General features: G+C 33.3%; 10 protein-coding genes and 1 pseudogene. 1 reads left to right on the top strand and 10 read right to left on the bottom strand.

The window, feature by feature from the left end:
* Positions 1-161 (top strand): annotated as a pseudogene (locus tag NI455_RS11215) (IS5/IS1182 family transposase); the annotation flags it as partial.
* Between the two features lie 232 nt (positions 162-393).
* Here NI455_RS11215 and NI455_RS11210 read toward each other — a convergent pair.
* The 10 genes from NI455_RS11210 to rfbB form a co-directional block, all read right to left on the bottom strand.
* Positions 394-1,347, bottom strand: a complete 954-nt coding sequence (locus NI455_RS11210) for a GNAT family N-acetyltransferase (RefSeq protein WP_253114199.1) — start codon at positions 1,345-1,347, stop codon at positions 394-396.
* Positions 1,348-1,451: 104 nt separating this feature from the next.
* The gene (locus tag NI455_RS11205; RefSeq protein ID WP_253114197.1) at positions 1,452-2,600 is read right to left on the bottom strand and encodes a glycosyltransferase family 4 protein; all 1,149 of its coding nucleotides are present in this window, start codon (positions 2,598-2,600) and stop codon (positions 1,452-1,454) included.
* The gene (locus NI455_RS11200) at positions 2,600-3,466 is read right to left on the bottom strand and encodes a glycosyltransferase family 2 protein (RefSeq protein ID WP_253114193.1); all 867 of its coding nucleotides are present in this window, start codon (positions 3,464-3,466) and stop codon (positions 2,600-2,602) included. Before NI455_RS11200 ends, NI455_RS11205 begins: the two co-directional genes overlap by 1 nt.
* 2 nt (positions 3,467-3,468) lie before the next feature.
* On the bottom strand, positions 3,469-4,611 hold the full coding sequence (locus tag NI455_RS11195) for an O-antigen ligase family protein (RefSeq protein WP_253114192.1): 1,143 nt from the start codon (positions 4,609-4,611) through the stop codon (positions 3,469-3,471).
* 151 nt (positions 4,612-4,762) lie between these two features.
* Positions 4,763-5,650: a glycosyltransferase family 2 protein gene (locus NI455_RS11190; protein ID WP_253114190.1), complete on the bottom strand. Its 888-nt coding sequence runs from the start codon at positions 5,648-5,650 to the stop codon at positions 4,763-4,765.
* A 13-nt stretch (positions 5,651-5,663) separates the two neighbouring features.
* Complete coding sequence (locus NI455_RS11185) at positions 5,664-6,908, bottom strand: O-antigen translocase (protein ID WP_253114189.1); 1,245 nt, start codon at positions 6,906-6,908, stop codon at positions 5,664-5,666.
* Complete coding sequence (locus NI455_RS11180) at positions 6,909-8,024, bottom strand: DegT/DnrJ/EryC1/StrS family aminotransferase (protein ID WP_253114188.1); 1,116 nt, start codon at positions 8,022-8,024, stop codon at positions 6,909-6,911.
* 222 nt (positions 8,025-8,246) lie between these two features.
* Entirely contained in the window at positions 8,247-8,672 is a 426-nt protein-coding gene (locus tag NI455_RS11175) for a sugar 3,4-ketoisomerase (protein WP_253114187.1), read from the bottom strand.
* Positions 8,673-8,674: 2 nt separating this feature from the next.
* Positions 8,675-9,553, bottom strand: coding sequence for a glucose-1-phosphate thymidylyltransferase RfbA (gene rfbA, locus NI455_RS11170; protein WP_253114186.1), 879 nt, complete (start codon positions 9,551-9,553; stop codon positions 8,675-8,677).
* Positions 9,553-10,611: a dTDP-glucose 4,6-dehydratase gene (gene rfbB, locus NI455_RS11165; RefSeq protein ID WP_253114202.1), complete on the bottom strand. Its 1,059-nt coding sequence runs from the start codon at positions 10,609-10,611 to the stop codon at positions 9,553-9,555. The genes rfbA and rfbB overlap by 1 nt, the downstream gene beginning before the upstream one ends.
* Between the last annotated feature and the right edge of the window lie 240 nt (positions 10,612-10,851).

Below are 10,851 nucleotides of genomic sequence, written 5' to 3'. Positions count from 1 at the left end.
GGCGAAGTTTGGTTGAAACTAAGATGCATTGCATCAAATTATTAGGAGATAAACTCAGTGCAAGGAGTTTTGATAGCCAAGTGAATGAGATCCATGCACGTGTAGCAGTCCTTAACAGATTTACGGAATTAGGTCGACCACTTACCCAAGTTACGCCTTAAATTTGGCTCAATTAGGGGCGCTTTGCATTTCAAATCTTTGTGCAACAAAGCCTCTGTAAGGGAAGAGGACTCCACCCCGACAGTCAAGGTGGAGGTGAATTTCAAAAAGCTTTAACCCTGCTAACTTTGAATATACTTCTTAATTACATCTAAAGACGCATAACCACAAGCCCTGAAAAATAAGATCGTGATCATAAAACAGGTTTGAGCTTGTCGAAAATGGGCGAGTATGTCAAAAATCTATAGTATAAAAATCATGTACAATCGCACGAGCACCAAATCTTTCTTTTTGATTAATCAACCCCCTATTTAAAAACTTCCCTTCATGTTCATTAGAAATACCAAAGTCAAATATTTTAGCAAATTTTTTACTGTTATTTATTAAAAAATCAATCAGATAATCTAATACTTTTCCCTCTCTGCCTTTATCATTACTCGCCAAATACTGAATATGAACCACTCTCTCAGTTTCAAAAGTAACTGCTGCTGCCACAATATTCCCATCAAGACAGCACTTATAAGCTCTTATATTATTAGGAAATCTGCTTTTCAATAAATCTATTTCAATTTCATTATGGACAGGTTGTTGGTTATGATGCTCACGTAATACTTCACGAAGGACACCCCAAACAATACTAGGCTGATCTATTTCTTCACAAATAATACCATTTTTTTTGAGCTTCTTAATTGATCTTCTTTTGCTTTCCGAATATGAATATTCTTCCTCTAAATCAATACAAACACTAATATCTCTACGATAAAGGTTGGCATGATTTCTAAATAAAGCATATAAGTCTTCTTGCGCTGGATAATTATGATAAATACTTGGAATACATTTATATATAATTTTTTCAATATTTTTTTCTTTAAAAAAAATCTTTAATTGAGTAAAGAGTTCAAGCATATCAGCAGCATGCATCCCTCTATCAAATAAAAATCCACCAAAGGTTAAACCTTGATGACTATAAAAAATATTATCTTTAATATTTCCAGGTAATAAAGCCATAATTTCATCTTCATCATTTTTAAATATTAAAGAGAAATCTTCGAAACGATCAGAATGATACTCCATGAAATCCCGATTAAACATAAAGTGATAATTTTTACATTTTAACAAAAATTTATTCCACATTATTTTATCTGAATCTTCGTATTTTTTTATTTTAAAGCTTATATCTTCGCCCATTGCAATCTCCTGTATAAGTTAAACATTCTCTACTTATTATTTTTAAGTTAAATTTAATCAAAATTATTTTTATAAATAAAAATATTATTAAATGAATTCTAAGCCTAATTCATTCCTAATATTTGCAATAATCTATGATTTATATGATCAGCATTAAAATTTTTTTTAGCATATAAAAATCCTTGATACCCCATTTTATTTACTTGTTCAGGATATTCTATGAAATAAATCATTTTCTTTACTAATGCGTTTACATCCCATTTAGGAATTAGGAAACCCGTAACACCCTCTACTACAGTTTCATTACAGCCAGGTACATCAGTAGTAATCACTGGTCTTCCTATAGCCATTGCTTCTTGTGTACTGCGAGGTATGCCCTCACGATAATAGGAGGGTAATACAAAAACTGCACTCTCACATATTCTTTGATTCACATCTTTAACGAAACCAGCGTATTCTATAATTCCTGTTTCTATCAATTGATCTAATTGTACCTGCTTTAAACCAGTTGGGTTTTCAGGATCTAACCCCCCTATAATTTTAAATGTTATATCAGGATATTTTTCTTTAACTATTCGAGCAGCTTCTAAATATTCAAATATACCCTTTTCGGCAATTAACCTGGCAATAAAGATAAAAGATAAATTTTTCTCGGCATCCCATTTCGTATAAGCATACTCTTGTAAATTAAGGCCAATTGGTCCTAAGACTTCAATTGCATTATTTTTATGGGGAAGATTATAACGATGTACTAGATCTTTAGGATCATCGCGATTTAAGAAAATAATTTTATCTAAATATGGAAATGCAAGCCGATATAAAGAAATTTGTACAAAGCGTATTAATTTAGTCTTTAAACTTTGACCATGTTTATGAATGGTAAAAGGTGAACCCAAGCCTTCAATCATTCCATAAATATAGGGAACATTTGTCTTATAAGCAGCTAAAGTAGCATAAATAATAGGTTTAGTTGAGTATGAAAAGACTATATCAGGTTGAATTTCTTTTATTTTATTTATAAGCTGAAAAATAGAATATAGATCAGATAATGGGTTCAATCCCCCACGACTAAGTTGATAGGAAATAGGAGTTGCTCCAAGATTTTTAATTATATCTAGCCACTGATCATCATACTCTGAGACAAAAGCATAAACCTGATGACCCTGCTCTAAACATGCAAAAATAAAATCTTTACGAAAATTATAAAGGTTATAAGCAGTAGAACCTATAATAGCAATTTTTTTATTTATCATTATTTTAATCGTCCTATAAGTTCTAATTGTGACATATAAAAATTTTTATCGTCTTCAGAAACAGTAGTCATCCTACGCTTATTTAAAATTTGCATTAAATTCAAAAAACTTAATATTTCTACAATCATTTTTTTTATTTCAAATTTTAGAACAATCTTATTTTTTTCAAGATCAGATATGACATTATTATAATATTTTTTAATCACTTCAATTTGAGTATTATAACCACGAATCATTTTTTCTTTTTTTACATTTTCTACTTCTCTGTAAAAATACAAGGGTTCTTGCATCACCACATAATTAAAATCATTTTTTATCGCTGCTGAGAGCCATAATTCATAATCTTCCGCTAGACAGTTATTAACTTGATAGGGATTTCTTTTACACCACGCCTTTCGTGCAAGCAATGAAGGATGTAATAAGTTGGTCAGGCCTTGCAAAATTTCTTTGGGTTGCATTTGATGATTAGAATAAATTCTTTTCCCTAAAATTTCATTTTTATTTCCAATCGAATACAAGCTGGTTACCACTAAATCAATCTCTGGATTTTCATTTAAGACTTTTATCTGTTTTTCAAGCCGATCTACTGCCATTAGATCATCAGCATCCATACGTGCAATAATGTCATATTGTGCTTCATTAATAATCTGATTTAAGCGATAAGGTAATCTTCTATTGAAGCCATCAGAAATGATACGGATTCGAGGATCAACAAATGATCGGGCTATCTCTAAAGACCGGTCTGTTGATCCATCATCTACCACTATGAGTTCCCAGTTTTGAAAAGTTTGGGCCAGAACCGATTTAATCGCATCTTCTAAATATTTTTCAGCATTAAAAAATGGAATTCCTATAGAAATATACATATTTATTCTTCCTTATTATTATTTGAAAATATTAAAAAAGCTGCCAATAAAAACCAAAAAATCAGCGTTCTTGCACTATAGGTGGTAAACCCATATAACATTGGTCCTAAGAATATCATCTTGTTTGAAAGTGATAGTTTCTTGAATATTTGGTATAGAAATATTAAAAATAAGGATATACCTATAATTCCATAATAAAATAAGATACCTAGCCAAGTTGAATGAATTTCATTCCCGGTAGGATTATATAACCAGTGGGCACCTTGCCCAGCCCCAAAAATTAAATATTGAGGATAATCTAAAAAACTGAAAAGACCACGCCCTTCTACCTGACTGTCTCGTTGATCTAACCCTTCCATAAAGCGTAGTACAACGCTATCAAAGACCCCCAAGTTATATAAAAAGTAGCTTAAGCTTCCAAAAAGCACTAATGTTCCAATGAATACAAATATTCTTTTATTCAGGTCCCCTTTTTGACTAAATATAAGTCCTAGAGTTAACATTAAAAAACCAATTGAAGCAGATCTTGACATAGTCAATAAAATCAGGAATAAGGCTAAAAAATAGACAGTTATTTTTTTAAAGCCGTTTCCTGAAATATATAGGTAAATTGCACAGCTACTCAGCACCCAAAATGCCATCTGGTTAGGATCATTAAAAAGACCATTGTATCGAGGTTCAAAATCATAACGACCTAAGTTACTTACCCAGATAATAATTTCAACAATATAGGAAAAAGGGATAAGGAATAATAATTTTTCATAGAAAAATTTTATCTGGACCTGATTTAAATTCATCATTAATAGAAAAAACAACAAATTAAATATCCAGTAAACTGTCGACATCATATAACTTGAATCTAGAACAATTAAATACCAAGCAAAATTTACACAAATTGCATAAGCAACGAATAATAAAATTATATTTGAATACTCAATATTTATTTTAGAGCTTTTGCTAAATAGCAATAAAATGGCACCCATAATAAAAATATGGCTGAATTGTGGAACTCCACTTGACCAAAAATAAAACTGAGATAAAAAAAATGAAAATAGTATAAGATATATAATTGACTTATCTCTTATATTAGTACCACTTAAAAAAATAATGTTATTTTTTGAATTAGTTTCATTTAAAATAATCATTATCCATTCCTTTTTTATTGTCTTTTGCTCGACAGAAAAGCAAAAGAACCGATTAATATTTTATATTATTAATTTAATTATTTTCTTATTTAATATATTTTAAAATGGTATTCTCTAACAAAATCAATAATATTTATCGAACTTATTTATATTAAAAATCTTTTTTAATAAGTAACCAGTAAAAAAACCTGAAGAAATCATATGTTAAAATTTCAGATGGATATTCTCTCAAAATGCTTAGCATTTTTTCTAATGATTGCTTTTTGGAAAACAGCCCCAACTCAAATGCATTTATCCATAAAGCTCTTTTTTTTGCTTTGTTAAATAGAATATGATTTTGGTATTCATTTAAAATCATCATTCTCGAATCATGCATAAGAGACGTCTGTTTATGCATATTATTATCATGTAGCCTGTATTTAGCAAAAATAACTGGAAGATAACATAACTCCCCCTCCTGTGCTAAAAGCAACCACATATACCAGTCTTCGATTTTTACCTTAGCATCATAACCGCCAATTTTTTTCAAAGCTTTAGATTGGATCAGTTGGGTCGTAGCTGGCAAATCATGTTCTAATAATAAAATTTTTTCAAAATTATAACTTTGTCTTTTTTTAACTCTATTTTTGACAAGATTAGAATCATTATCAATAACTGCCACTCCTCCAAATACTGCGATACAATTTTTGTTTTGGTTTAAAAATTCGGATTGTATTTTTATTTTATCTTTTAAAATTATATCATCTGAAGCCAGAGAAGAAAAATATTCTCCCTGTGTCCATGCTAATGCTTCATTCAAGGTTGCACTCAAGCCCTGATTGGGTCGATGTCTAAACTCAAATCGGGTAAATCGTTTTTCACAGAGCGGAATCAGTTCTTGGATTTTTTCTACGGAAGAATCTGTAGATCCATCATCAATGACAATTAACTCAATATTCTGATACGACTGGTCAATGACACTCCGGATACTGTCACACACAAATTTCTCATGATTATAACTTGGTATAATGATAGAAATTAAAAGGTCTTCAATTTTCATATTATGTCTCTTTTTATTCTAATGGTTTAAATATAAATAAACTGATGACTATCCAATACATCCCGTAATTTACCAGGTAAGCAATCGAAACCCCTTCAAATCCAAAAACTTGGGTACACACATAGGTCAAAATCAGAAGGGAAAGAGTAAATATAATTTCTGTAGAGATATACAGTTTGGTCATGGCTTTGCTTAACATTAAATAACCTAGTATCCAGCTCCCTATCTTTAATGCATCGCCCATCATTTGCCAAAAGAACAGGCTTTGCATGGGTGCGAAGGAGGGACTGAACAATACATTGATAATCCAATCACGTAACACAAAAACAATTATGCCTCCTGCCACAGCCATTGGAAAAAGGAACTTATAGCCTAAATAGACTTCTTTCTTAATTTCTTCAAGTATCTTGAGCTCTGATAGGCGCGGCAAGTAATAGACCCCCAATATTGTTGTAACCAGCATCAGGTATACGGTACTTAGACGGATCATCGCTTCCCAGTATCCTGCATATGCCACGCCAAACTCCTGGCTTAAATAGGCACGAATCAGCATTTGCGATAAAGGCACGCAGATCGCACTTACCAATGCCATCCAAACAAAAGAACTAAATTTTTTAGTAATTTCGAAGTCTATTTTTCCAAACAGAGACGAAAATTTAAACCAGTCCGCTCTACAACACAGAAATAACGTGGCTATAAATGCAATAGACTGATAAATGGATAATGCAATCAAGGCACCATATAAATGTAATTTTATGGCTAAAATACTTGTAATAATAAGAGCAAATAAACTGCCTGAAATATTAGCAATGACTAATTTTAATATTTCTTTTTTGCCATTTAATATTGCTAAAAATAATGTATTAAAATTAAAAAATATTAAAAACACTGCGAACCATACGAAAACATTTTGATATTCAAGGGTATGAAATATATAAAGTGATAGCTGGTTTTGGAAAATTAAAATTAATATTGCAAAAATCAGGCTGAATAGAAAAACAAGACTGCCTGCTGTTTTCCAGATTGCACGTTGTTTGTTTTGATCTTCATGATACTCGGCCGTATATTTAATGACGGCAGTATTAATTGCGCTACCTGCAAAAGTTGTTACCATTTGAATAAAATTTTGGAATTGTCCTAAAGCGGCATATCCAGTCGGTCCCAGATATACAGCCAAAATTTTATTCAGTACAAATAGGGTTAGGGTCTTAATCAGCACCGCCACACCATTGAGTACGCTGGTCGTAAGTAAATTCATCTATATTTGAAAACCATTACATAACTGAACAATTTGCTTTGCTTCATCCATAGATAAAGTAGGTCCGATCGGTAAGCTCAAGACCTCGGCATGAATTTGTTCTGAAATTGGTAAACTTAAGTCATTCCACTCTTTATAAGCTTGTTGTTTATGCGGTGGAATCGGGTAATGAATCAGTGTCTGTACCCCATGGTCTGCCAGATATTTTTGTAATTCTTCCCGATGTCGGGTTCGGATGACAAACAAATGCCAAACATGCTGGGTATAAGTTTCCGCGTCTATATTTATGAGTGGAAGATCAATGGCTGGATTTTGAATTTCTTTTAAATAGAGATCTGCAATCTGACGGCGATGTTGGTTCTCTCGGTCCAAAAATTTCAGTTTTACGTTCAGAATTGCCGCCTGAATTTCATCAAGACGACTATTTACTCCAAGCATCAGGTTTTTATATTTTTCATGCGAACCATAATTACGTATCGCCTTCAGCATATTGGCTAACTCGGCATCATTGGTGGTAATCGCGCCCCCATCTCCTAATGCCCCCAAGTTTTTACCTGGATAAAAACTGAAGCCTGAGGCATCTCCCCAATTACCTGCTTTTTTACCATCTATTTCAGCACCATGTGCTTGTGCTGAATCCTCTAGGACCAGTAAATTATATTTCTTGGCAATCACCATAATTTCTGGCATTGCAGCAAGCTGTCCATATAAATGAACGGGTAAAATCGCCTTTGTTTTGATAGTAATAGCTGCTTCAATTTTTTTAGTATCAATATTAAAAGTATGAATATCCGGTTCGACCAGCACCGGATTTAAATTGTTTTGTGAAATCGCCAAAATACTCGCAATATAAGTATTTGAAGGCACAATGACTTCATCTCCTTCATTTAGCTTACCCAATTCTTTCCATGCACGCAGGGTCAGAATAAGAGCATCCAAACCATTGGCAACCCCTATGGCATACTGCGTTCCACAATAATGCGCAAAATGCCTTTCAAAATCGTCTACCTGTTTTCCACATATATACCAGCCAGAATCAACTACCTGTGTACAAGCTACGATAAGTTTATCAAGATATTGAGCATTTATCGCTTTTAGGTCAAGAAAAGGAATCATTCTTATCAATCTCATAAAAAATCAAAAAATTAGGGAATATAGCTCCAAAATAAGAGCTTATTTTCAAACAGTTGTTCCTATATTTAATGTACTACTTCTAGATTTATTGATATAAAAATTAGCTCTACTATATTTATTAATTTTTAATTATTTTTTAAAATATTATTCTACAACGAATACATTGAAAATTAATAATTCTTGTGTTTTTATCATATTATATATTTAATTATTTACTGTTAAATTTACAATTGGTTTATTTACCTCTTTTAAAAAATCCTGATAATTTCGAATATAATCATTTTCATCATAATAATTATTTGCTAATACCAATAGCACACAATCTTCAGAAAAATCATGAATTTCTCTCCATATTAAAGATTCTATATACAATCCTTTTAAAGGAGAATTCAAAATAATTTCATCTTTAATACATCCATTATCCAATATAAATCGACAGCTACCTTTTATACATATAGCTATTTGTTTCAAAGCAATATGGGCATGAAAACCACGAGCTTTATTCAAAGTACTAAAAATATAATAAAGACGTTTAACTTTAAATGGAATAGATTGATTTGATTCAATTGCAACTAATCCACCTCGTTCATCACCTAAATTAGGTAAATCAATTAATTTAACTAAACTCATTATTATTTCCCCACTAAAGAAATCAGATATTGTCCATAGCCATTTTTATTCATTGTTTGACCAATCGCTAAAACTTCCTCTCTGCTCAGCCAGCCATTATTCAATGCAATTTCTTCCAAGCAGGCCACTTTATAACCCTGACGTTTTTCAATAGTTTCTACAAATTGAGCAGCCTCAAGCAGACTGCCCTGTGTACCTGTATCTAACCAGGCAAATCCACGCCCCAACAATTCAACATTTAAATCACCACGCTCCAGATATGCCTGGTTAATCGAGGTAATTTCAAGCTCGCCCCGTTCGGATGGTTGAACCTGTTTGGCAATCTGAATGACATCATTGTCATAAAAATACAGACCCGTTACAGCAAAGTTAGATTTAGGATGTTTCGGTTTTTCTTCAATTGACATCACACGTTGCTGTTCATCAAATTCTACAACACCAAAGCGTTCAGGATCTTTCACCTGATAGCCAAATACAGTTGCTCCTTTTTGCCGTGCTGCAGCCTGGCGTAGCATAGGAGTAAAACCTTGCCCGTAGAAAATATTATCGCCCAGCACCAAACATACATTGCTTTGGCCAATAAATTTTTCGCCCAGGATAAAGGCTTGTGCCAAACCATCAGGGCGAGGCTGAATTACATAACTCAGCTCCATGCCAAACTGTGAACCATCTCCTAATAAACGCTTAAACCCCTCAATATCATCTGGAGTACTAATGACAAGAGCTTCACTGATACCGGCTAACATCAGGACAGATAATGGGTAATAAACCATCGGTTTGTCATAAATCGGAAGTAGCTGTTTCGAGATGCCTTTGGTAATCGGATGCAAACGTGTTCCCGAACCACCGGCTAAAATAATCCCTTTGGTTGTGCTAGCCATTAGACTGCCTCCCCTAAACGTTCACGCTGATAAGAACCATCCTGAACGCGATGACACCATATCAGATTATCCAGATACCACTGCACAGTTTTACGGATACCGGTCTCGAATGATTCCTGTGGCTTCCACCCCAGTTCCCGTTCAATTTTTGAAGCATCAATGGCATAGCGCAGATCATGTCCAGGCCGATCATTAACAAAAGTGATGAGGCTTTCATAACGTTCCCCCTTCAGTTGGGGTTTTAATTCATCTAAAATCTGACAGATGATTTTTACCACATCTATATTTTGTTTTTCATTCCATCCACCAATATTATAAGTTTCACCTACAAGACCTTGAGTCGCAACCTGATATAAAGCGCGGGCATGGTCTTCTACGAAAAGCCAGTCCCGAACCTGCTGACCGTTGCCATACACTGGTAAGGGCTTCCCCTCTAAAGCATTGAGGATCATCAAAGGAATCAGTTTTTCAGGAAAATGATAAGGTCCATAGTTATTGGAACAGTTCGTGACAACCACCGGCAAACCATAGGTCCTATGCCAGGCCCGAACTAAATGATCCGAGCTGGCCTTACTGGCGGAATAAGGTGAACTTGGCAAATAAGGTGTTGTTTCTGCAAACAGATCGGTTGTGCCTTCCAAATCTCCATAGACCTCATCTGTTGAAATATGATGGAATTTGAATCTGGATTTTTTAATTTCAGGCAGCTTTTGCCAATACTTTCGTGCAGCTTCTAATAAGGTATAGGTACCGACAATATTTGTTTTAATAAATTCGGCCGGACCATCGATGGAACGGTCCACATGAGACTCTGCTGCCAGATGCATAATCACATCGGGTTCAAAGCTTGCAAATAATCGTGTTAAAGCTGCATGATCACAAATATCAGTTTGAGAGAAATGGTAACGTGGGTGATCCAATACAGAAACTAATGACTCCAAGTTACCTGCATAAGTTAACTTATCAACATTTAAAACATGATGTTCAGTCTCTTTAATGATATGCCGGATAACAGCAGATCCAATAAAACCAGCCCCACCGGTCACCAATATTTTCATCACCATTTTTAGTATCCTTTAATATTTTTATTTTACTTTTCACAAATTATTTTTAATGTACTGCTGTCTTCTGGGCATATCTATTTTTATTGATTTGTTCATAAGATATATTAATTTTATTACACAAACCACTTATAAAAAAGTAGATGCTTAAATGTGGTTACATTTTATAAGTTCAATGAGTTTTTTAGAACTCATCTCATCGTATATAGCCATCAATCTTCTATATATTTTTCAACT

The sequence above is a fragment of the Acinetobacter lwoffii genome (assembly GCF_024129435.1).
Taxonomy (GTDB): Bacteria; Pseudomonadota; Gammaproteobacteria; order Pseudomonadales; family Moraxellaceae; genus Acinetobacter; species Acinetobacter lwoffii_F.
Note: the sequence above shows the minus strand (reverse complement) of the source record. Positions and strands in the feature narration are given on the sequence as shown.

Bases quoted from the DNA above. Each gene is read 5' to 3' on its own strand.
- NI455_RS11210 (WP_253114199.1), bottom strand. From the start codon at position 1,347: ATGGGCGAAGATATAAGCTTTAAAATAAAAAAATACGAAGATTCAGAT.
- NI455_RS11205 (WP_253114197.1), bottom strand. From the start codon at position 2,600: ATGATAAATAAAAAAATTGCTATTATAGGTTCTACTGCTTATAACCTT.
- NI455_RS11200 (WP_253114193.1), bottom strand. From the start codon at position 3,466: ATGTATATTTCTATAGGAATTCCATTTTTTAATGCTGAAAAATATTTA.
- NI455_RS11195 (WP_253114192.1), bottom strand. From the start codon at position 4,611: ATGATTATTTTAAATGAAACTAATTCAAAAAATAACATTATTTTTTTA.
- NI455_RS11190 (WP_253114190.1), bottom strand. From the start codon at position 5,650: ATGAAAATTGAAGACCTTTTAATTTCTATCATTATACCAAGTTATAAT.
- NI455_RS11185 (WP_253114189.1), bottom strand. From the start codon at position 6,908: ATGAATTTACTTACGACCAGCGTACTCAATGGTGTGGCGGTGCTGATT.
- NI455_RS11180 (WP_253114188.1), bottom strand. From the start codon at position 8,024: ATGATTCCTTTTCTTGACCTAAAAGCGATAAATGCTCAATATCTTGAT.
- NI455_RS11175 (WP_253114187.1), bottom strand. From the start codon at position 8,672: ATGAGTTTAGTTAAATTAATTGATTTACCTAATTTAGGTGATGAACGA.
- rfbA (WP_253114186.1), bottom strand. From the start codon at position 9,553: ATGGCTAGCACAACCAAAGGGATTATTTTAGCCGGTGGTTCGGGAACA.
- rfbB (WP_253114202.1), bottom strand. From the start codon at position 10,611: ATGAAAATATTGGTGACCGGTGGGGCTGGTTTTATTGGATCTGCTGTT.